The sequence below is a fragment of the Frateuria sp. GZRe14 genome (assembly GCF_051900395.1).
In the GTDB taxonomy this organism is placed as follows: Bacteria; Pseudomonadota; Gammaproteobacteria; order Xanthomonadales; family Rhodanobacteraceae; genus Frateuria_A; species Frateuria_A edaphi.
The window spans coordinates 1,138,474-1,159,476 of sequence record NZ_JBHZGJ010000001.1 but is presented as its reverse complement, the minus strand read 5'-3'; the positions used below and the strand labels follow the sequence as shown (position 1 = coordinate 1,159,476).

Here is a 21,003-nt window from a genome sequence, read left to right as displayed (position 1 = left end):
TTTCCGGAACACCCTCGAACGGAGCTCACCCATGGCATCTCGCATCCTGCTCGCCCCTGCCCTCGCCCTGCTGCTGGCCAGCCCCCTGGCCGTGTCGCAGGACGCGTCGCCCGCGCCGTCGGCGGCACAGGCCCGCACGCTTCCCGCACCCGCACCCATGGGGGAAGCCATGCATCGCATGCACATGGAGCACGGCCCCGACATGGGCGAGCGCATGCACGGGATGCGCATGCCGCATGGCCCCGGCATGGGCGCCATGACCGACCTGCACGCGCTGGAGCGGCTCTACCGCCGGGCCGGTCGCGAGAAGGACCTGGCTGGCATCTACAACGAAGTACTGGCCAAGTCGCAGGATCCGCATCTGCGCACCTACGCCTACCACCGCCTCGCCCGCCTGCAGGCGCAGCCGGCCAGCTTCGACCAGGCGATCGCCACGCTGCGCAAGAGTCTCTCCGAGAACCTCGCCAACGAGGCAAAGATGCGCGCCGAGCGCGAGCGCATGCGCGCGCAGTGGCAGCAAGGGAAGATGCCGGCGGCGAAGTAATCGCCGCCTTACAGAAGCCCACTTGTGGGCTCCTTCCGGAGGGCTACGGCTCGGCGGCCTTGGCCTGCCGCCAGAGGGCTTCCTGTTCGTCCAGGCTACGTTCGGCGAGCGGGCGGCCTTCCCCGGCAGCCAGCGTTTCCATGCAGCGGAAGCGCCGCTCGAACTTCGCATTGGCGCGACGCAGGGCGCGGGAGAAATCGACACCCGCATGGCGTGCCAGGTTGGCGGTGACGAACAGCACGTCGCCCAGTTCGTCTTCCAGTCGGGCGGTATCCGCGCCGGCATCGAATTCGGCGTGGACCTCGTCCACTTCCTCGGCCAGCTTTTCCAGCATCGGCCCAGGCTCGCGCCACTCGAAACCCACGCTCGCGGCGCGCTGCTGCAGCTTGGCCGCGCGCTTCCACTCCGGCAGGCCGCGCGAGATGCCCGCCAAGGCGCTGGCATCGTGTGCCTGGCCGCGTTCGGCGCGCTCGGCCGCCTTGATGTCTTCCCAGGCGCGCGTCTGCGCCTCGATGTTCTCGTAGCGCTCCTCGCCAAAGACGTGCGGGTGGCGCCGGCGCATCTTGTCGGCGATACCGTGGGCGACGTCGGCGAAGTCGAACAGGCCGCGCTCACTGGCCATCTGCGCATGAAACACCACCTGCAGCAGCAGGTCGCCCAATTCCTCGCGCAGGTCGTCGAAGTCGCCGCGATCGATGGCGTCGGCGACTTCGTACGCTTCCTCCAGCGTGTAGGGCGCGATCGTGGCGAAGTCCTGCTGCACGTCCCACGGGCAGCCGTGCTCGGGATCGCGCAGGCGCGCCATGACCGCGAGCAGGTCGTCCAGCGTGTAGCGGCCCGCCATTCCCTTACGCCGGCCTCGCCTTGCCCAGCCGCGCCTTCCACTCCACCCCGCGGTCGCCCACGGCGAGGAATTCCGGGTTGAGCACGGAGTCCTTGGTGTTGTATCGCAACGGCTCGCCGGCAAGGTCCAGCACTGCGCCGCCAGCCTGCTCCAGCACGCATTGCGCCGCCGCGGTGTCCCACTCGCTGGTCGGGCCCAGCCGCAGGTAGAGGTCGGCCACGGCGCGGGCGATCAGGCAGAACTTCAACGAGGAGCCCATCGGGAAAGGTTGATAGGGCGTATCCAGCAGCGCGTCGAGAAAGCCCTGCGTGTCGCTGCCGTGCGAGCGGCTGCCGGCAACGACTGCCGGCGCGGCCAACGCGCGCACGCCGATCTTCTGCCACTGGCCGTTGGCGTGCTGCTGCAGCCAGGCGCCCTGGCCGTCGGCAGCGGCGAACAGCTCGCCGGTGACCGGCGCCAACACCACGCCAAGCACCGGGCGGTGGTCCTCGATCAGTGCGATGTTGACGGTGAACTCGCCGTTGCGCTTGATGAATTCGCGGGTGCCGTCAAGGGGATCGACCAGCCAGTAGCGCGACCACGTCTGGCGCAGTTCCCACGGCGCGGCGCGCGCTTCCTCGGACAGCACCGGCACGTCGGGTGCGATGCGCGCGAGGCCCGCGGCGATCACGCGCTGGGCGGCAAGGTCGGCGGCGGTGAGCGGCGAGGCATCGTCCTTGTGCTGGACGGCGAACTCGTCGCGGTAGATCGCCAGAATCGCGGTCGCCGCTTCGCGCGCGATCGCACTCACCTCGGCCAGCAGGCCGGTCTCGGGGGCAACCGCGCTCATGGCTGGAACCGCCCGGCCAGGTACTCGCGCGCCATGAACAGGGCGGCGATCGAGCGGCCTTCGGTCACGTCGTCACGGCCGATCAGGGTGTGCAGTTCGGAAAGCTTCCATGGGACCACGTCCAACTCCTCGGGTTCGTCGCCGGGCAGGCGTTCGGGGTAGAGATCCTGTGCCAGCACCACGTGCGCCATGTGCGTCATGTAGCCGGGCGATAGCGACAGGTTGTGCAGGATCTTCAGGCGATTCGCGCCGTAGCCGATTTCTTCCTTGAGCTCGCGATTGGCGCCCTGTTCGGCGGTCTCGTCCTGGTCGAGCCGGCCCTTGGGCAGCGAAAGCTCGTAGCGGCCCACGCCGGCGCCGTACTCGCGGATCAGCAGGACGGTGTCCTCGTCGAGCATCGGCACGATGATCACCGCACCCAGGCCGCTGGCGCGCAGGCGCTCGTAGGTACGCTTCTCGCCGTTGGAAAACTCTAGGTCCAGTTGCTCGACGCGCAGGAAGCGGCTGTCGACGCATTCGCGGGTGGCATGGATGATCGGTGGCTTGCGCATCAGGACATTCTAGCCCGCGGTTTCATGATGCAAGCGTGCAAGCGCCTGGGCGTGGATCGCCGGTGCGCCGGCCAGCACACTGGTGATGTCCAGGGTGGGCGCCCGGCCTTCCAGGTCGGTGAACAGGCCGCCGGCCTCGCGCACGATCACCGCCAGCGCGGCAACGTCCAGGATGTTGACGTCCGACTCGATGACCAAGTCCAGTCCCCCGCGTGCAAGCAGGTGGTAATGGCAGAAGTCGCCATAGCCGCGAATGCGGCTGCTGTCGCGGATCAACGCACCGAGCGCGTTCCAGCGTGCATCGGCGGTGAGCGTCCTGACGTTGCCGATGGAAAGCGAGGCCTGCGCCATCGCGCCGGTGGATGCCACCTGCACGCGTTCGCCATCGAGCCAGGCGCCCCCGCCCTGGCGCGCCCACATGGTCTCGTTGTAAATCGGTGCGCAGGAGACGCCGAGCACCAGCTCACCGCGGTCCATCAGTGCGATCTGGGTGGAAAAGAACGGCGTGCGGCGCACGAAGCTCTTGGTCCCGTCGAGCGGGTCGACCAGCCACAGCAACCCGTCGCGCGCGCCTTCCAGGCCGTACTCCTCGCCATAGATCGCCGCCTGCGGAAGCGCCTTGGCGAGCACGGCGCGGATCGCCTGCTCGGCCTCGCGGTCGGCCACGGTCACCGGCGTGGCGTCGGCCTTCCATTCGACCGCCACGCCGCGGCCCCAGTAGTGCCGGATGACGTCGGCCGCGGCGGCGGCGGCCTCGCGTGCGGCGGACAGGGCGTGTTCGGCGTCGTAACTCACTGAATGGTTTCCGGCGTGGTGGCGGCCAGGCCGCCGCGGCGATGCAGGTGGATGGCGCCGTCCGTGTCCGGGCGGCCCAGGCGTGCCAGCCATTGGCGCAGTGCCGGGTCGCCCGTGCGTGGCTGCAGCAGCAGGTCCAGCCGCCAACCGAGCGGACTGGCTTGCCACTGGCCTTCGGCATGCAGCGGCCCGTTGCGCTGGTCGTGCAACTGCCCGGCCAGCACACCGTTCGAACCATGGAGGTCCATGTCGAAGTCGCCCAGTGCAACGGGCTGCGCACGCGCCTGCATGGACGCATCGCGCCATTGCACCTGACCCTCCAGTTCGATCGGCCAGTTTCCCTGCAACACCGCCCGCTGCAGCGTCATCGCCAGCGTGCCGCGCGGCGTGCCGAGCGATGAATCGAACCGCGGCGCCCACGCCGCCAGGTCGGCACGAAGCGAGGCGTCGGTCCAGACCAGACGGCCTTCGCCATCACGTTGCAGATAGCCATTGGCGGCAAGCCGCGGCCCGACGAATTCCAGTTGCAGGTCCAGGCGCCCCCACAGCAACGCCCGGGAAAGCCGCCAGTGGACCTGTCCCAACGACCGGCCATCCAGGCCGCGCAACTGCCCGGCGCCGCCGTTCCAGACCAGCCCATGCACGCCTTCGAGTTCGAGGCCATGCAGGCGCGCCTGCACGAAGGGCACGGCCCAGCGCGCCGGCAGCAACAACACCAGCAGCACAACGAGCATCAGCAGGGTGGCGACAGCCAGCCAGGCGGCACGCGAGCGCTTCACTTGGGTCCTTCAACTTGAGCGGCCATGCCGCAACGCCGATCATAGCGGGATGGACACTCCGTTCCCCGACGCACCGGCCATCGCCGGCAACGCCGCGCTGGCCGCGCGGGACCTCAGGCACGTGTGGCATCCCTGCACACAGATGCACGACCACGAGAGCATCCCGATGGTGCCCATCGTGCGCGGCGAAGGCGCCTGGTTGATCGATGCGGACGGACGCCGCTATCTGGACGGCGTCAGCTCGTGGTGGACCAACATCTTCGGCCACGCCAACCCGCGCCTGGCCGCCGCGCTCGCCGATCAGGCGCAGCGGCTGGAGCACGTGATTTTCGCCGGCTTCACCCACGAGCCCGCGATTGCGCTGGCCGAGGAGCTCGTGCGCGTCACGCCTCCGGGACTGGAGCGCGTCTTCTACGCCGACAACGGTTCGGCGGCGGTCGAGGTGGCGCTCAAGATGAGCTTCCATTACTGGCTCAATCGGGGGCGCGGCGAGAAGACGCGTTTCATCGCGCTGACCGGCAGTTATCACGGGGAGACGCTGGGAGCGCTCTCGGTGAGCGACGTTGCGCTCTACCGCAAGACCTACGCGCCGCTGCTGTTGACTCCGATCCTGGCGCCCTCACCGGATGCCTACGAGGGCGAGCCGGGCGAGACGCCGGCGCAGGTGGCCGCGCGACGGCTGGAAGAACTGCGTGCGCAACTCGAACGGCACGCGCACGAAACCTGCGCGGTGATCGTTGAACCGCTGGTGCAATGCGCCGGCGGCATGCGCATGCACCACCCGGACTACCTGTCCGGCCTGCGCCGGCTTTGCGACGAGTTCGACGTGCACTTCATCGCCGACGAGATCGCGGTCGGCTTCGGCCGCACCGGCACGCTGTTCGCCTGCGAGCAGGCATCGGTCGCGCCGGACTTCATGTGTCTTTCCAAGGGGCTGACCGGCGGAACCTTGCCGCTGTCGGCGGTGCTCACGACCGAGGCGGTGTACGCCGCGTTCTATGCCGAATACAACGCCGGCAAGGCGTTCCTTCACTCGCACAGTTACACCGGCAACCCGCTGGCCTGCCGCGTGGCGCTGGAGACGCTGGCGATCTTCCGCGACGAGCCAGTCCTGGAGCGTAACCGCGTGCTGGCCGCACACTTGGCGCAGCGGCTTGCTCCCCTGAGGGATCATCCGCACGTGGCAGACGTGCGCCAGACCGGCATGATCGCGGCGGTCGAGCTGGTCGCGGACAAGCGCACGCGTACGCCCTGGCCGGCGACCGAACGGCGAGGCATGCGCGTCTACCTGCATGGGCTTGAGCACCGTGCGTTGCTGCGGCCGCTGGGCAACGTGGTGTATTTCATGCCGCCGTATGTCGTCAGTACCGATGACATCGATCACCTGGTAACCGTGGCCATCGCCGGGATCGAACGCGCGGTGGCCTGAAGCCGCCGCCCCTCGCAGGAACAAGCTTGCGTGTGATGCGCTTTTTTCGAGATGCCCAGAGCCTCCCGCAAGCGCGATCCCACGAAAGTGTCACCACCCACAAGCCGCCAGGATCCTTCATGCGTACGATCCGCATCCACGTCGACGAGACGCTTTCGCCCGGCGTCGAATTGAACCTGCCGCCACAGGCGGGCGAGCACGTGGCGCGCGTGCTGCGCCTGGGCGAAGGCGCACCGTTGGTGTTGTTCAACGGCGATGGCCAGGACTACGGGGCGGTCATCACCCAGGTCGGCAAGCGTGAGGTGCGCACGCGTATCGAGGGCAGTCAGGCAGTCGCCAACGAATCGCCCCTGCCGCTCACGCTGGCCCAGGGTGTAGCGCGCGGCGAGAAGATGGACCTGATCGTGCAGAAGGCGACGGAGCTGGGCGTAGCCCGCATCGTGCCGCTGTTGACCGAGCGCTCGGAGGTCCGACTCGATCCGGCGCGAGCGGAAAAACGGCTGGCCCACTGGCGCGCCGTGGTTGCCAGTGCCTGCGAACAGAGCGGTCGCGCGCGTTTGCCGATGATTCTGCCGACGCAACCGCTCGAGGCCTGGCTGGGTTCCTTGCAACAGGATGGCGCCTTGCGCCTGGCGCTGCTGCCCGAGGGCGACCGGTCGCCACGCTCGCTCCGGTTTGGTCCGGCTGGCGGCGTGTTGGTGGTCGGGCCCGAAGGCGGTCTGGGTGATCGCGACGTAGCCAGCCTCATGGGTGCGGGCTTTGCCGGTTTGCGGCTGGGTCCCCGCATCCTGCGGACCGAGACGGCGGGGCTTGCTGCGCTGGCGGCGCTGCAGGCGTTGCACGGGGACATGTAGGCATGTCGACTCCCTACGCCCGTGCCGGGGCTTGTCCCATGCCGAGTAGTGTTGCGAAAGGTCACGCTTCGCCCAACTCTCGCCCGTCCCCCGGGCAAGTTCTCCGGAGCAGAAACGTGAGCGCGCAGGCTCGAGGTGGCGCCTAAACGCAGGTCCGCTCGGCGCGAACGCTTGCCTGCGTGCCGCAAAGCGTCAGGCGGCGCCGGCCTGTTCGTCCAGGCTCAACAAGGCGGCCAACTCATCTTCGATGCCTTCCAGGTCCGGAATCACCGCGATGTCATCGCGCACCAGCACCTGTGCCTTCACGCCAGGCGGCAACGGCGCGCCGTCATGCGTGGGAATGATCAGCTCGGCATTGAGGGTAGTCAGGCGCGGGAAGCCCTGGGTCACGACCGCCACGAACGGCAGCTTGGCGTTGTTGCCCAGCGCCTTCAGCACGGCCACGCGAACGGCGAGGTCGGCATCACCCTCGGGCGCGCCGGCGAGCTTGGTGAAGGAGACCAGCGGCACGCGCCATCCACGCCAGGCAATGCGGCCGAGCAGCCATTCCGGAGCACCTTCGACCGGCTCGGGAGTCGGCAGGGTGATCACTTCGGCCACGGTGGCATTGGGCAACAGCAGGCGCAGCTGGCCTACCGGCACGAGCACGCAGCGGATTTCGCGCGGCAGGGGTTGATCGCTCATGACTGACCTTCCGGAGAGTTCTCGGCCAGGCGTGCTGCAAGTTCGCGCGGCGTGCCGGCATGATGGGACAGGTTTTCGGCCAGCACGCCGCTGACCATGTCGGACGCGTGCGTGCCGCCGCTGGCTTCGACCCAGACCTGGCCGCCGCGGTCGTACACCGCCTGGCAACCGGCCACCGCGTCGGTGGAGCGGCCGGCAAACACGATCGCGACCACGTCGCTGCCGAAAGACTCGGCCGCCTGGGTAAAGCTGGCATCGATCGAGGGCGCATGCGCCGCGCCTGCCTCGATCGGCTGCAGTTGGATCGAGCCGTCCCGGCGCAGGGTCACCTGTTTATCGGAAGGGACCACGATCACTTCGCCCGAGACCGCGCGAAGATCCGCGTCGGCCAGGCGCACCGGCAGCGCGCACTGGGAAGCGAAATACTCGACCAGGCCATCCGCCGGGCGACCGGCCAGGTGCTGGGTATGCAACACGGTGGCGTGCAAGCCGGCGGGCAGCGCCGCCAGGAACTCGCCGACCGAGGCAGTGCTTTCGGTGGTGGCGCCGAGCACCACCAATCGCGTCAGCGCGCTGGACGGCGCCTCGAGCACCATTTCGTGCGAGGGCGCGAAATCCTGCGGCGCCATGGCTTCCTCGAGCGAGACCAGTTCCAGGCTGAGGCCGGGAAGCACCGGGGAGGCGCCATCATCGGCGTCAGGCGCAAGGTAGTCAGAGGCGCTGACCTTTTCGATGCCGAACTCGCCCGGACCAGCGTGCTCGACGGAAGCTTCAGCCTCGGGCGCGAGATAGTCGAGGATGCTGACCTTTTCGATCCCGAAGTCAGCCGGAGCCGCATGCTGGACGGAAGGCGCGGGAGCATCAGCGGGTTCGTCACCGTCAAGCAGCGTCCAACCATCCGAGATGCGTACCGCAGCGACCGGCTCAGCCGCCACGCGGGCAACGGTGGCGGTCACCTCTTCCCCGATAGGAGCCAATTCCAGATGGTCGAGCTGGAAGGAGGTGTGTGCCGGCAGTTCCACTGCGGCGGCGACTTCGGTCGCCGCCGCCTGTTCCATATCGTCGATCGGCGACAGTTCCAGCGTGGCTGGCGACGACAGCGCATCGCTCACGTCGGCCTGCGAGGTCGCCCGCACGATGACATCGCCCGCAACAGCAGTTTCGGCTTCGGCCACGAGCCCGGCACCGAAATCGCCGTCATGCAGGACCAGGCCTTCGCCGGCATCGTAATTGAGGCCGGTACCGAAGTCGTTGGTTTCATCCGTCGGCGTATCGGAAGCGAGCAAGGCTTCCAGCTCGGCCGCGAGGGTTTCGGAAACGGCCGCCTGGCGCGCTTCTTCATCCACCCGTGGAGCCGCGTCAAGGTTGTCCGTGCCGGTATCGGCGGTCATCGGTTCAACGACGATCGCCGCGGCGGCAAGGCTTTCGGTGACGACTTCGGCCGGCGCTGGCGGACGCGGCGGATCGGCATCGCCGATCGCCAGCACTTTCATCGCCAGGTGGCGCGCCCAGCGCGCCCGGTCCCAGCCTTCCAGCCGGCGGCTGGCCTGCGCGTCGTTGAACACCACGCGCGGGCGGTCGCCGTCCAGGGTTTCGTCCAGGCGATCCAGCGCGCTGTCGTCCTCATCATCGAGGTTGACCACCAGTACATCGGCGTCGACCGAAGACAGGAGCTCACGGCTCAGGTCCTTCAGCGTGCCTTCGTGCACGATCCGCGCACCGCGTTCCTGCAGGGCGCTGCGCAACTGCTCACCCAGGCCCGCGTCGTCGAACAGCAGCGCGACCGCCGGTACCGCCTCAGCCATGGACCGTCTCCATCGCCATCGCGCGCTGTTCCAGCACTTCGGCGATCTGCGCCAGCAGCTCGGCTTCCTGGTAGGGCTTGCCGAGGTAGCGGTCGACACCGATGTCGAAGGCGCGCTGGCGGTGTTTGTCGCCGGTGCGCGAGGTGATCATGATGATCGGCACCTCGCGCAGGCGCGGGTCCGCCTTCATCTGCGTGGCCAGCTCGTAGCCGTCCATGCGCGGCATCTCGATGTCCAGCAGCATCATGTCCGGCACGCGGTCGTGCAGCTTCTCCAGCGCGTCGACGCCGTCCTTCGCGGTGAACACCTCGTAGTCGTGGCGTTCCAGCACGCGGCCGGTGACCTTGCGCATGGTGATCGAGTCGTCGACCACCATCACCAGCGGCTTGGCGCGCTGCTCTTCGATCAACGGCGAGGCCACCGCGCTCAGGCCGTCGGCAAGGCGCTGCTCGCGACGGGCGATGCCGTGGCGGACCAGCGGCGGCAGGTCGAGAATGATCAGCACCGAGCCGTCGCCCATGATGGTCGCGCCGAGCACGCCCGGCACCGAGCTGACCTGCGGGCCGACCGACTTGACCACGATCTCGCGCGAGCCGATCACCGCGTCGATGCGGATCGCGGCGCGCAGGTCGCCGGCGCGGGTGAGCAGCAGCGGAAGCTGCTCTTCCTCGATCACCGGGTTCGGCTGCAGGCCAAGCAAATCGGCCAGGTCGTGGATGCCGTAGGCGTCGCCGTTGTACTCGAACGTCGGGTTGGCATCGCCCAGGCGTGCACCCAGATCGTCCGGGCTGATCCGGGCCACGCCCTGCACCGAGGTCATCGGGATGGCGAAGGTCGCCTCGCCGATGCGTACCACGATGGCCTGGGTCACCGCGAGGGTGAACGGCAGGCGCAGGATGAAGGTGGTGCCCTGGCCCTGCTGCGACTCGATCGCCAGCGAACCGCCCAGCTGCTTGATCTCGTTGGCGACCACGTCCATGCCCACGCCGCGACCGGCGAGCTGGGTGACGTGGCTGGCGGTGGAGAAGCCGGTCTGGGTGATCAGGCCGAGCAGCTGGTCGTCACTCGGACGCGAATCGGCGCGCAGCAGGCCACGCTCGATGGCGCGGGCACGGATCGCCTCTCGGTCCAGGCCGCGTCCGTCGTCACTGACGCGCACCACCACCTCGGTAGCCTCGCGGGCGACGCGGATGCGCACTGCGCCTTCGGTCGGCTTGCCCACCTTGCGGCGGTCGGCCGGCGATTCGATGCCGTGCGCGATGGCGTTGCGCAGCATGTGCTCGAACGGCGCCTTGATGCGGTCGAGCAGGTTGCGGTCCATTTCACCATGGGCACCCTCGACGTACAGCTGGGCGCTCTTGCCTTCTTCCTGCGCGGCCTGGCGCAGCGTGCGGCGCAGGTTCGGCACCATCGTGTCGAACGGCAGCATGCGAGTGCGCAGCAGGCCGTCCTGCAGCTCGGCGCTGACGCGCGACTGCTGGATCAGCAGAGTCTCGGACTGGCGGGTGAGCTCGTCCAGCATGTTCTGGATGGAGACAAGGTCGGATACCGACTCGGCCAGCGCACGCGAGTACTGCTGCAGCTGCGAGAAGCGGTCGAGCTCGAGCGGATCGAACACGCCGATGCCCGCCTCGCGGTGCTCGCGCTGGAAGCGCGCGATGATCTGCGCTTCGGTCTCGATTTCGAGCATGCGCAGCTGGCTGCGCAGACGCTGCACGGTCTGGTCCAGTTCGACCAGGTTGAAGCGGTAGCCGGCGACCTGCTGCTCCAGGCGCGAACGGTAGATCGCCACCTCACCGGCATGGTTCACAAGGTTGTCGAGCAGTTCCGCGCGGACGCGGATCTGTTCCTGCGTGGAGCGGACCTCTTCTTCCTCGCGCTCGGGCAACAGCTCGGGCAGCAGTTCCGGCAGGGGCGCTGCCGGAAGCCGGGCCGAGGGCGCCGCGGTGGCCGCGGACTCGTGGCCCTCGTCGACCAGGGCTTCCTGGCCGGCCATGGCCAGCAGACGATCGATCAGCGCCTGCGGGTACTCGATCGGCTGGCCTTGCGAAACGCGCTTGACCAGCGAATGCAGGGTGTCGAAACCGGCTTCCAGGGCGCCGATGAGCTGCGCCGTGTCGCGTTCGGCGACCGGCTTCTCCAGCAACGTCTCGATGGCATGGGTCAGGTCGCCCACCGGCACCAGCCCGGCAATGCGGGCACCACCCTTGAGGGTGTGCAGGTCGCGCTGCACGCCGGCGGCATGCGCCGTCTCGGTCGGCTCGGCGCGCCATTCGGCCAGCAGGCCGTCGGCGTGGTCGAGCAGTTCATTCGCTTCCTCGGTGAAGATCTCGAGCAGATCCGGATCGATCTGCCCGACCCACGGCTGCGCGGGTGTGCTGTCAACGGCGAACGGCACGAACGGTTCGAGGGCTGCCTCGATCGGTTCCCCGGCAACATTGACCAGGTCTTCGTCCGCGTTGACCGCTGCTTCGACGGGCTCGGCGGCGACCGGCTCGACCGTTTCGTCCGCCATGTCCTCCGTGGTTTCCGGCAGCAGTGATTCCATGCCCTCCACAGTGCCTTCCCCGACAGGGGCGGGGTCCGCGTCGGCGCTCTCGTCCGAGACCGCCGCCTGCTCTGGCAGCAAGGCGGCGATTTCCAGTTCGGGCTCCGCTTCGCTCGATGCTTCCAGCTCCGGTTCCTGCGAACCGTCGTTGTCCGACAGTTCGAGGACATCGTCCGGTTGGGTCTCGGCGTCGTTCGTCGCGACGACATCCGGCGCCGGCGCGAACGGCTGGCCATCGGAGGGTTCGCTCAGCAGGCTGTCCAACAGTGCCGCCAGGCTCTGTTCGTCGTCAGCGTGGCCGGCATCGATCGCCAGGCCCTCACCGGAACCGACGACTTCGGCCGTTTCCAGGTCGAACGCGTCAAGCGCCGCCAGCAGCTCGCCGGCGTATGCGTCATGTTCGTCATGCTCGACGGCTTCGCCCGAAGCATCCGCTGCAGGCGGCTCGCCGAGCGCGTCGTCGAGGCCCGCATCGAGCGCGGCGGCGACCGCGTCGTCCGGAAGGTCGGTCGGCAGGTCTTCCGCGTGCGGGTCGAACAGCACGTGCGCGACCTTCGGCTCGGGCTGGCCGTCGCGCAGCTCGGTCAGGCGCGCGGTGAGCGCGTCCACCGACGGCAGTTGCGGCTCGGCGGCGTCGAACTGCGCCATCACGTGATCGACCACGTCGGCCGACTGCGCGAGCAGGCGGGTGCCTTCTTCCGAGAGGGGCTGGCTGGCCGCGCGCAGGCGCTTGAGCAGGCTTTCCAGTGGCGAGAGCAACTGGGTCAGCAGCGGGATGTCCACCATCGCGATGGCGCCGTGCAACGTATGCACCGCACGCAGCAGCGCGTCATCGATGCGCAGCTCGCCATCGGCGCGAGCCAGTGCGCCACGGATCGCCTGCAGGTACTGCGCCACTTCGCTGCGCAGGATTTCCAGCAGCACCGGATCCACCGGCGGCATCACCGGCATGGCAATCGTTTCGATCGGCTCGTGCGAAGTTTCGACAGCGGCAGTCTGGTCGGTGTGGGCGGCGACCGGCACGGCCTCGGCGGCGGCATCGAGGCGTGGCACGCGACGGCGCACCACGCGGCGCACGGTTTCCGTGGCAGCCGGCGCATGGTCGCCGAGCTGCGCCATTTCGCCGGCAGCCAGGCGTTCTGCCGTGGCCATGATCGCGGCCAGCGGCGCACTCGGCGTGCCCTCGCCCTTGAGCGCGGCCAGCAACTGCGGCAACGCGCCGATGGCGGCAGTGACCAACGCCTGCACGCCCTCGTGCGGCTGGATGGTGGCATCCAGCACGCGGTTGAGCATGTTCTCGACCTTCCAGGCGAATTCGCCAAGCACGCTGGCGCCGACCAGGCGACCGGATCCCTTGAGCGTGTGGAAGGATCGGCGGATCGGGGTGATCGCGGCCAATTGCATCGGGTCGGCCAGCCAGGCCTTTTCGGCGCCGCGCAGGTTGTCGATTTCCTCCTGCATTTCCTCCAGGAAGATCTCGCGGATGTCGTCGTCGATGCCCTCGGTGCCCAACTGGAACCCGGCATTGCCGGCCAGCGCATCGGCGACCGGCACTTCCTCGAGGACTTCTTCCTCGATCTCGATCCAGTCGCCCTCATCGCCGTCATGCGACGAGACGGTGAGCGGTTCGGTCTGAGCCAGGCGCAAGCCGGCCAGTTCGTGCGCGCCGTGCTGCAACGGCTCGCTGCCGCCAACCATGAGGTCGTCCAGGCCATGGCCATCGGCCACGCTGACCGATTCGGACAGAGCGGGCTCGGACGGTTCTTCGGCAACGACCGGCGCGGGAGCCTCGTAGGCCATCGCGGCGCGTGCGGCCGGCAACGGCCAGTAGCCGAGCGAGCCGAGGCTGTGCTCGGCCACGTCCAGGATGTGCTCCAGCCCGCCGCGATGTTCGCGGGCGGCCTCCAGGTAGTACTCCAGCGCGGCAAGGGCATCGGCCAGATGGTCCATCTGGGCACTGCCCGGCACGCGCCGGTCGACGAGCATTTCGTTGCCGATGAAGCGACCGATGCCTTCGGCCAGTTCCGACGGACGCAGCGCGGACAGCATGCGCATGGCGCCAGCCACCTCGTCCATCAACGCCGGGGTGCCATGCAGTTGGGCGTGGTCCCAGCCGGCCTCGACGAAGGCGACGATGGCATCCTTCACCTTGGCGGCGTTGGCGATCGCCTCCTGCATGAGCGAGGCCAGGATGCTGCGCGCTTCGCTGCGCGGCAGAGCGGGGGTCGCGTCGCCCTCGACCGGCAGGATTTCACCGGCCAGGCTGTCATCGGCGCCAAGGCTCTCGATGTGGTCGTCCAGCGAGGATTCGACGTAAAGCAGCGCGCCCGCGACGTCCAGCAGCACGCCTTCTTCGGCCGCGCGGACCTTGTGTGCGATCTCTTCCAGCACGCGGCGCTGTTCGCTGACCACGCGACGCGGCACGGCCAGCGCCAGCATGCCCAGCGTGTCGCCGACGCGCTCGAGCACCTCGCCCTGCGCGGACAACTGGGCGGGATCGCCGTCGCTCTGGCGCAGGAACAGGTCGAGCGCTTCCTTCACGCGCAGCAGGTCTTCCTTCAGTGCCTTGGACACCGAATCGAGCAGGGCGCGGTTGTGCCCGGCCATCGAGCCGCGTGCGTGTTCGAGTTCTGCGGCGTCGGGCAGCAGGCTGTCCAGGCGGTAGGTCTGTTTCAGCAGCGCCATCTGGGGGCTGGCCTGACGGGCCTGTGCCACGATGAAGAGCAGTTTGCTCGCGAGCTCGTCGGCATCGCCGCCGCGCAGGCTGGCTTCGCCCTGTTCGACGAGTTGGCGGATGTTGCGGTCGACCTTGCCGATCAGCTGGCGGATCTCGGCCGCGTGGCTCTTGAGCACGCCCTGCTCCAGACCCTCCAACACGCCGGCGGCGATCCACCACAGGCGACGACCCGGTATGGTCCAGCAGCGACCGGCGATGCCCAGCAGGGTCTCGCGCATGCCGAGCAACTGTTGCGGCGCGTTCTGGCCGCGGAACCAGGCCAGCAATTGCTGCTGGAAACGCAGTCGCAGCGTGGTGATCGCGCTGCGCTGGGCGGCCACGTCGACCTCGCCCTGCGCACCCGGTGCCTGCACCGGCAGCGCCTGTTCCAGGTTCGGGTTGAACAGCGCCGCTTCGGACAGCGCCTGCTGGTCGCGGCTCGCGCGCAGATCGTTGAGAAGCGGCAACAACACCACCGGCACGTCGCGATGGCCGCCGGAAAGGCGTTCGAGATAGTCGGGCAGCTGCATCAGGCCACGCATCAGCGCGCCGAAGGCGTCATCGCGCTGGCGGATGTGGTCCTCCAGCAGGCAGATCGCCAGCGTCTCCATCTCTTCGGCAACCATCGCGGCGCCGTAGAGCTCGACCATGCGAAGAGTGCCCTGCACCTGATGCAGATGATCCACGCAGCCGCGCATGACCTCGCGTTTGCCAGGGTTCTCTACGTAGGACTCCAGCGCCTCGCGGGCCCGTGCCAGAGTCTCGTCGAGCTCCGGCTTGACCCACTGCAGGGTGGTGAAATCGATGTGGTCTTGAAGTCTCATGCGCCCCTCTTGAGCGGCTGCGCGCTACGCACGCATCGCACAACCGTTCGAGGTTGCCCTCTGTCGGTAAACGTTGATCAACCCGGCAGCTTGAAGTGCGCCACCGAGCGCCGCAGGTCGCTGGCGAGCTGGGCCAGGTAGCCGATCGAGTCGGCCGTCTGGCTCGCGCCCTGCGAGGTCTGCGAAGTGATTTCCTGGATCGCGTTCATCGACTGCGAAATGTCGGTCGCCGCCGCGGACTGCTGACGCGCCGCGGTGGAGATGTTCTGAATCAGCGCCGACAGATCGTGCGACACGCGTTCGATATCGCCCAGCGCGCTGCCGGCGTCCTCGGCGAGGCGTGCACCGGCGACCACCTCGGAGGTGGTCTGCTCCATGGAGCTGACCGCTTCGTTGGTATCGGACTGAATGGTCTGCACCAGCGTTTCGATTCGCTTGGTCGCGCTGGCCGAGCGTTCCGCCAGGCGCTGCACTTCGTCCGCCACCACCGCGAAGCCGCGGCCCGCCTCACCGGCCGAGGCCGCCTGGATGGCCGCGTTCAACGCCAGGATGTTGGTCTGCTCGGCAATGTCGTTGATCAGTTCCACGATCGAGCCGATTTCCTGCGAGGACTCGCCCAGGCGCTTGATGCGCTTGGAGGTTTCCTGGATCTGGTCGCGGATCGAGTCCATGCCGGAGATGGTCTCGCGCACCACTTCGGCGCCGCGCGAGGCGATCTGCACCGAGCGTTCGGCCACGTCGGCCGATTCGGCCGAGTCCTTGGACACGTTGTCCATGAGGCTCGCGATCTGGTTGATCGCCGAAGTCGCCGTGCTGATTCGCGCGGCCTGGCTCTGCGCCGCGTCGGCCAGGTGGCGCGCGGTGGTCTGGGTTTCCTGCGCCGACGAGGACACCTGCTCGGAGGTCTCGTTGATCGTGGTCACCAGGGTGCGCAGCTCGTCGATGGCGTAGTTCACCGAGTCGGCGATGGCGCCGGTGATGTCCTCAGACACCGTGGTCTTGACCGTCAGGTCACCTTCCGCGAGCGAGCCCATCTCGTCCAGCAGGCGCATGATCGCCTCCTGGTTGCGCTGGTTCAGCTCGGTCGAATCCTGGAAGCGCTTGCGCTGGTCGCGCACCAGGGTAACCACCAGCAGCAGCGCGAAGGCCACCGCGCCGGCGGCGCCCAGCACGCCCCACCACACGTTCGGGAACAGGCGGCGGAACGGCAGCTTGCCAATCTGGTCGGACAGCTCGTTCGCGCGCAGCAGCACGTTCTGCGAATCCAGCGAGGCCTGGTTGCCGGCGTTCTTCACGTCGGCGATCGGCGCCGCAGCCGACACCAGCTTGGCGATCGGATCGGCCAGTGCCGCCCAGTTGACCTGCATGTCGGTAAGGATCTTGCGCGCGTTGGCGTCGCCCATGGCCTTGACGCCGGCATCAGCGTTGCCGTCGGTCAGGCCCTTGAGCACCGTGCCGTAGAGCTGCGCGTCGCGCGCGAGGCCGTCGGCCGCCGCCTGTGCGGAGTCACCGCCTTGAAGCACTTCCTGCACGCGGCGAACCATGCGGTCAGCAAGCAGCATCTGGCGCGAGGAACCGAGCATCTGCTCGGCGCTGCCGTTGCGCTGCTGCAGGATGTTGGTGACCTGGTCCATGCTCGAGTTGAGCAGCGGCATCTGCTGCGAGAGCTTGTCCGCACGCTGGGCCGAATCCAGCACGACGCCCTTGTTGGACAGGATCTTCTTGATGTCGCCGTCGAGTTGGCCCCAGGCGTTGACCAGTGCGGTCACGCTGCGGCCGGCCGGTGTGGCGTTGTTGTCGCCGTAGGCCTCCATGCCGCCCTTGGGGTCGCCCTTGGCGAGCTTGAGCACCGCCGCGTCGATCGCGTTGCGGGTGCTCTCCAGTTCCTTGAAGGAGTCGACGTTGCCGTCAGAGGCCTCGAGGGCGTACTTGGCGGTCTGCTGCGACAGCACCTGGATCTGCGTGGTTAGCGCACTGGCCTGGCGATCCTCGCCGTTCTTCTGGTTCAGCAGGAAGAAATCCAGCGCCGCGAAACCGATCGCTATCAGCAGCAGGACGATGAGGCCCGTATAGCCCCGTTCCTTGCCGATGCCCCCTGTAGTGCTCATCGTTACACCTCGTCCGTCTACCATCCCGCCGGGCCGCGCTTCGACCGCGCTGCGCTGGCGGGACCTCTCGCCCCTGGTATCCGGCCACGCACGGCACCGGCCCTACATATCGCTCCGCTCAGGCCGCGGCCTGGCGGAAATCCGGCGCGCGCACGAGCCGGTTCATGCTGAACACACCCAACCGCTGTTCGCCCACCGCCACGCGCTCGCCAACAAAACGAGTCAGGCGCGGATCGTCCTCGGAGACGGACTCGCGGCGCTGTTCCTCGTCCACCGTGCGCTGGCCGAACACCTCGTCGACCATCAGCGCGACGCTGCCGCCGCCCTGGCGAACGATCAAGAGACGCGTGCGCTCGGTCGGCTGGGTGCGCTCGCCGAACAGGAAGCGGTTGAAATCGATGACCGGCACCAGATTGCCGCGCACGTTCGCGACACCCATCAGCCAGGGCTGGGTCAGCGGCACCGGAGTCAACACGGGCACTGCCAGCAGTTCGTTGATCTCGTCGATGGCGCTGACGAACAACCGCGAACCGACGCGATAACCGATGCCGCGCCACAGGCCGGGCGCTTCCATCCGGTCCTGCACGTCCTGGGCGTGCGCCAGCGACAGGCGCTCGTAGCGGGCCAGGATCTCGAACGGCGTGAGGTTCGCGCTCTCGTTCATGCCGCGCTCGGCAACAGGTCATTGATGCAGGTCAGCAGTTCCTTCTCGTTGACCGGCTTGGTGATGAACGCGCGCGCGCCCTGGCGCAGGCCCCAGACGCGGTCGGTTTCCATCGACTTGGTGGTGATCATCACGATCGGCACGTTCGAGGTGACCGGGTCGCGCGTGAGCGTGCGGGTGGCCTGGAAGCCGTTCATGCCGGGCATGATGACGTCCATGATGACCAGGTCCGGCAGCTCGGCGCGGACGCGCTCGATGCCTTCCTCGGCGGTACTGACGGCGGCGACCGCGTAGCCGGCCTTCTCGAGCAGCGTGGTGAACACGCGCACGTCGGTCGGTGAGTCGTCGATGATGAGAATCTTTGCCACAGGTCTCCCCTATAAGACGCTGCAGTCAGTGGCTTTTCAAACCGTGCTGACGTGACGATGGATGGCGCCAAGCAGTTCGTCGCGGGTGAACGGCTTGGTCAGGTATTGCTCGGCGCCGACGATGCGGCCGCGGGCCTTGTCGAACAGGCCGTCCTTCGAACTCAGCATGATCACCGGCGTGGCGCGGAACTGCGGGTTGTTCTTGATCAGCGCGCAGGTCTGGTAGCCGTCCAGCCGCGGCATCATGATGTCGACGAAGATGATGGCCGGCTTCTGGTCGGAGATCTTCGCCAGCGCCTCGAAGCCATCGACGGCCGTGAGCACCTCGCAGCCTTCCTTCTTGAGCAAGGTTTCGGCCGTTCGCCGGATGGTCTTGGAGTCATCGATCACCATGACCTTCAGACCGGACAAGCCGTTATCGCTCGTATTCAAGTTCACTCAACCCCCCTGCTGCCCGCCCGAGGCTCAGGTAAGGCACACGGGCCGGGCGGATGCCGACCAGTGTGCATAAAAAACCGCAACTTGTTCTGTGGTTGCGTTCCGGTTGCCGGCAACGCATTCATTGCGTTGCTGTTTACCGCCTGTCACAAGCGGCGTCAAGCAAAAATCAAGGCGTGGAGCCGGCTGATGGGTTGTATCGGCAAACGCGTCAGTTCTTGAGCGAACGCGTCAGAACTTGCCGCATTGCGCCCCCTCGGCCACCATCCTGACCTGCCGCGCATGCCACTTGCCCATCCCCGGCTGCGCATCTTCCTGCCACGGAGCATTTTTCATGCCGCTTTCGGTCGCCGTGCTGATGGATCCGATCAGCACCATCAAAGTCGCCAAGGACACCAGCTTCGCCATGCTGCTGGAGGCGCAACGCCGCGGCCATGCGCTGCATTACATGGAACAGGGTGACCTCGGGTTGCGCGATGGCGTCCCGTTCGCCCGCCTGGCGCCGTTGTCGGTGCGGGACGACCCGTCCGGCTGGTACACGCTGGGCGAGCGCCATTGGCGCGACCTGAGCGAGATGGACGTGGTGCTCATGCGCAAAGACCCACCGGTCGATGCGCAGTTCATCTACGACACCATGGTGCTGGACGCGGCCCAGCGCTCGGGCGTGCGGGTAGTGAACAATCCGCAGGCCCTGCGCGACTGCAACGAAAAGCTGTTCACCCTGCAGTTCCCCCAATGCATCGCGCCCACGCTGGTTTCGCGCGACGCCAGCGAGCTGCGCCGTTTCGTCACCGAGCACGGCGAGGTGGTGCTCAAGCCGCTGGACGGCATGGGCGGGCGCGGAATCTTCCGGGTCAGGGCCGGCGACAGCAACCTCAATTCGATGCTCGAAACGCTGCTGGCCGGGGGCATGCACGGCGAAGGCCGGCATTTCACCATCGCGCAGAAGTTCATCCCGGCGATCAGCGCGGGCGACAAGCGTATCCTGCTTGTCGATGGCGAACCGGTGCCTTACGCACTGGCGCGCATCCCCCAGGGCGACGAGTTCCGCGGCAACCTCGCCGCCGGTGGCCGCGGCGTGGGCGTGCCGCTCAGCGAACGCGACCGCTGGATCGCGGCCCAGGTTGCGCCCGAATTGCGTCGCCGCGGCCTTCGTTTCGTGGGTCTGGACGTGATCGGCGACTACCTCACCGAGATCAACGTCACATCCCCGACGTGTGCGCGCGAACTGGACGCGCAGTTCGGGCTTAATATCGCTGGATTGCTGTTCGACGCGATCGAGAACGTCCCCGCGTGAGTGCCACCGTCCGCCGTCCCGACACCCCTGATCCGATCGGGGCGACTTTGCTGTTCTCCCTGCTGCTGCACGGCGTGCTGGTGCTCGGGTTGACGTTTCATTTCGTCAAGCCTAGGCCGAGCCTGCCGACGCTGGACGTGACCCTGGTCGACGTCGCCAACCGCGATGCGCCGGACAAGGCCGACTTCCTGGCGCAGGCCAACAACCGCGGCGGCGGCAACAGCGACGAGGTCGGCCGTCCCACCGAGCGGCTGTCCGGCCTGCTGCCGGTACCGAACAACGGTGCCGCCCCCCTGCCACAGCAAGAGCAGCACCTCCAGGCCCAGAACGCCACCCCGGACCGTCTGGTCACGACGATCGGAAACAGCAGGCACAAAGTGGCGAGCGACACGGCCGACACGGCGCGGCCTGAAACCGAACAGCCGTCCGACCTCGAACGGCTCCGGCAGGAAGCGGCCAGGCTGACCGCCGAGCGGGACCGCAAGGTCAAGCGCTACGCCAAGCGCCCGGTGAAGAAATTCCTCTCGGCCAATACCGCCGAAGGCATGTATGCGGCCTATCTCCATGGCTGGTTCAAGCGTGTCGAGCGCATCGGCAACCTCAACTATCCCGACGAGGCCCGGCGCCAGCACATCCACGGCGATCTCGAGGTCAGCGTAGGGCTGAACCGCGACGGCACCATCGCCGAGATCCAGGTCATCCGCAGTTCGGGATCACCGGTGCTGGACAACGCGGCCAAGCGCATCGTGCATCTCTCGGCACCGTTCCCGCCATGGCCGCAGGACAAGCAGGGCACCACCATTCTCTACATCGACCGGGTGTGGGAGTTCGGCGCCGACGACACGCTGCGCCATCGTTGAGCCGCGGCAGGCGGGATCGAGGGTTCACCCAACGCAGGCGCTTCACATCGCGCGCGTTACAACGAA

Annotated in this window: 17 protein-coding genes; 5 read left to right on the top strand and 12 right to left on the bottom strand. The window is 67.8% G+C overall.

Features of this window, described 5'->3' with window-relative positions:
• Positions 1–31 precede the first annotated feature (31 nt).
• Positions 32–544 carry a hypothetical protein gene (locus ACFWZ1_RS05295; protein WP_439665665.1) on the top strand — a complete coding sequence of 171 codons (513 nt, stop codon included), beginning with the start codon at positions 32–34 and terminating at the stop codon, positions 542–544.
• A gap of 43 nt (positions 545–587) precedes the next feature.
• Here ACFWZ1_RS05295 and mazG read toward each other — a convergent pair whose 3' ends face one another.
• Genes mazG through ACFWZ1_RS05270 form a run of 5 tightly spaced genes read right to left on the bottom strand, consistent with a single transcriptional unit; the run spans position 588 to position 4,342 of the window.
• Entirely contained in the window at positions 588–1,388 is an 801-nt protein-coding gene (gene mazG / locus ACFWZ1_RS05290) for a nucleoside triphosphate pyrophosphohydrolase (RefSeq protein WP_439665664.1), read from the bottom strand.
• A 4-nt stretch (positions 1,389–1,392) separates the two neighbouring features.
• The gene (gene cysQ / locus ACFWZ1_RS05285) at positions 1,393–2,217 is read right to left on the bottom strand and encodes a 3'(2'),5'-bisphosphate nucleotidase CysQ (RefSeq protein ID WP_439665663.1); all 825 of its coding nucleotides are present in this window, start codon (positions 2,215–2,217) and stop codon (positions 1,393–1,395) included.
• Positions 2,214–2,768 (bottom strand): ADP compounds hydrolase NudE, encoded by a 555-nt coding sequence (gene nudE, locus ACFWZ1_RS05280; RefSeq protein WP_439665662.1) that lies wholly within the window; start codon positions 2,766–2,768, stop codon positions 2,214–2,216. The genes cysQ and nudE overlap by 4 nt, the downstream gene beginning before the upstream one ends.
• 9 nt (positions 2,769–2,777) lie before the next feature.
• Complete coding sequence (locus ACFWZ1_RS05275; protein ID WP_439665661.1) at positions 2,778–3,563, bottom strand: inositol monophosphatase family protein; 786 nt, start codon at positions 3,561–3,563, stop codon at positions 2,778–2,780.
• On the bottom strand, positions 3,560–4,342 hold the full coding sequence (locus ACFWZ1_RS05270) for a type II secretion system protein N (RefSeq protein ID WP_439665660.1): 783 nt from the start codon (positions 4,340–4,342) through the stop codon (positions 3,560–3,562). Before ACFWZ1_RS05270 ends, ACFWZ1_RS05275 begins: the two co-directional genes overlap by 4 nt.
• Positions 4,343–4,391: 49 nt before the next feature.
• Between ACFWZ1_RS05270 and ACFWZ1_RS05265 the strand changes: the two genes are divergently transcribed.
• The gene (locus ACFWZ1_RS05265) at positions 4,392–5,771 is read left to right on the top strand and encodes an adenosylmethionine--8-amino-7-oxononanoate transaminase (protein WP_439665659.1); all 1,380 of its coding nucleotides are present in this window, start codon (positions 4,392–4,394) and stop codon (positions 5,769–5,771) included.
• Between the two features lie 119 nt (positions 5,772–5,890).
• Entirely contained in the window at positions 5,891–6,625 is a 735-nt protein-coding gene (locus ACFWZ1_RS05260; protein WP_439665658.1) for a 16S rRNA (uracil(1498)-N(3))-methyltransferase, read from the top strand.
• A gap of 192 nt (positions 6,626–6,817) precedes the next feature.
• Here ACFWZ1_RS05260 and ACFWZ1_RS05255 read toward each other — a convergent pair whose 3' ends face one another.
• The 7 genes from ACFWZ1_RS05255 to pilG all read right to left on the bottom strand — a co-directional run bounded on the left by ACFWZ1_RS05255 (position 6,818) and on the right by pilG (position 18,735).
• Complete coding sequence (locus ACFWZ1_RS05255) at positions 6,818–7,309, bottom strand: chemotaxis protein CheW (protein WP_231324284.1); 492 nt, start codon at positions 7,307–7,309, stop codon at positions 6,818–6,820.
• The gene (locus tag ACFWZ1_RS05250; protein WP_439665657.1) at positions 7,306–9,114 is read right to left on the bottom strand and encodes a chemotaxis protein CheB; all 1,809 of its coding nucleotides are present in this window, start codon (positions 9,112–9,114) and stop codon (positions 7,306–7,308) included. Before ACFWZ1_RS05250 ends, ACFWZ1_RS05255 begins: the two co-directional genes overlap by 4 nt.
• Entirely contained in the window at positions 9,107–15,202 is a 6,096-nt protein-coding gene (locus ACFWZ1_RS05245) for an Hpt domain-containing protein (protein WP_439665656.1), read from the bottom strand. The genes ACFWZ1_RS05250 and ACFWZ1_RS05245 overlap by 8 nt, the downstream gene beginning before the upstream one ends.
• Positions 15,203–15,279: 77 nt before the next feature.
• The gene (locus ACFWZ1_RS05240) at positions 15,280–17,310 is read right to left on the bottom strand and encodes a methyl-accepting chemotaxis protein (protein WP_231324278.1); all 2,031 of its coding nucleotides are present in this window, start codon (positions 17,308–17,310) and stop codon (positions 15,280–15,282) included.
• 118 nt (positions 17,311–17,428) lie between these two features.
• Positions 17,429–17,974, bottom strand: a complete 546-nt coding sequence (locus tag ACFWZ1_RS05235) for a chemotaxis protein CheW (RefSeq protein ID WP_231324276.1) — start codon at positions 17,972–17,974, stop codon at positions 17,429–17,431.
• The gene (locus tag ACFWZ1_RS05230) at positions 17,971–18,342 is read right to left on the bottom strand and encodes a response regulator (RefSeq protein ID WP_091337433.1); all 372 of its coding nucleotides are present in this window, start codon (positions 18,340–18,342) and stop codon (positions 17,971–17,973) included. Before ACFWZ1_RS05230 ends, ACFWZ1_RS05235 begins: the two co-directional genes overlap by 4 nt.
• 36 nt (positions 18,343–18,378) lie before the next feature.
• Positions 18,379–18,735 carry a twitching motility response regulator PilG gene (gene pilG / locus ACFWZ1_RS05225; protein ID WP_209620096.1) on the bottom strand — a complete coding sequence of 119 codons (357 nt, stop codon included), beginning with the start codon at positions 18,733–18,735 and terminating at the stop codon, positions 18,379–18,381.
• A gap of 379 nt (positions 18,736–19,114) precedes the next feature.
• Here pilG and gshB point away from each other — a divergent pair, with 379 nt between their 5' ends.
• Together gshB and ACFWZ1_RS05215 are read left to right on the top strand one after the other, a co-directional pair.
• A complete protein-coding gene (gshB, locus tag ACFWZ1_RS05220) occupies positions 19,115–20,077 on the top strand; it encodes a glutathione synthase (protein WP_439665655.1) in 963 nt (320 codons plus the stop codon).
• On the top strand, positions 20,074–20,937 hold the full coding sequence (locus tag ACFWZ1_RS05215) for an energy transducer TonB (protein ID WP_439665654.1): 864 nt from the start codon (positions 20,074–20,076) through the stop codon (positions 20,935–20,937). Before gshB ends, ACFWZ1_RS05215 begins: the two co-directional genes overlap by 4 nt.
• Positions 20,938–21,003: the final 66 nt, after the last annotated feature.

Coding starts and splice junctions, on each gene's coding strand:
- ACFWZ1_RS05240 (WP_231324278.1), bottom strand. CDS start 17,310: ATGAGCACTACAGGGGGCATCGGCAAGGAACGGGGCTATACGGGCCTC.
- gshB (WP_439665655.1), top strand. CDS start 19,115: ATGCCGCTTTCGGTCGCCGTGCTGATGGATCCGATCAGCACCATCAAA.
- ACFWZ1_RS05245 (WP_439665656.1), bottom strand. CDS start 15,202: ATGAGACTTCAAGACCACATCGATTTCACCACCCTGCAGTGGGTCAAG.
- ACFWZ1_RS05235 (WP_231324276.1), bottom strand. CDS start 17,974: ATGAACGAGAGCGCGAACCTCACGCCGTTCGAGATCCTGGCCCGCTAC.
- ACFWZ1_RS05250 (WP_439665657.1), bottom strand. CDS start 9,114: ATGGCTGAGGCGGTACCGGCGGTCGCGCTGCTGTTCGACGACGCGGGC.
- ACFWZ1_RS05260 (WP_439665658.1), top strand. CDS start 5,891: ATGCGTACGATCCGCATCCACGTCGACGAGACGCTTTCGCCCGGCGTC.
- mazG (WP_439665664.1), bottom strand. CDS start 1,388: ATGGCGGGCCGCTACACGCTGGACGACCTGCTCGCGGTCATGGCGCGC.
- ACFWZ1_RS05295 (WP_439665665.1), top strand. CDS start 32: ATGGCATCTCGCATCCTGCTCGCCCCTGCCCTCGCCCTGCTGCTGGCC.
- nudE (WP_439665662.1), bottom strand. CDS start 2,768: ATGCGCAAGCCACCGATCATCCATGCCACCCGCGAATGCGTCGACAGC.
- cysQ (WP_439665663.1), bottom strand. CDS start 2,217: ATGAGCGCGGTTGCCCCCGAGACCGGCCTGCTGGCCGAGGTGAGTGCG.
- ACFWZ1_RS05265 (WP_439665659.1), top strand. CDS start 4,392: ATGGACACTCCGTTCCCCGACGCACCGGCCATCGCCGGCAACGCCGCG.
- ACFWZ1_RS05255 (WP_231324284.1), bottom strand. CDS start 7,309: ATGAGCGATCAACCCCTGCCGCGCGAAATCCGCTGCGTGCTCGTGCCG.
- pilG (WP_209620096.1), bottom strand. CDS start 18,735: ATGGTGATCGATGACTCCAAGACCATCCGGCGAACGGCCGAAACCTTG.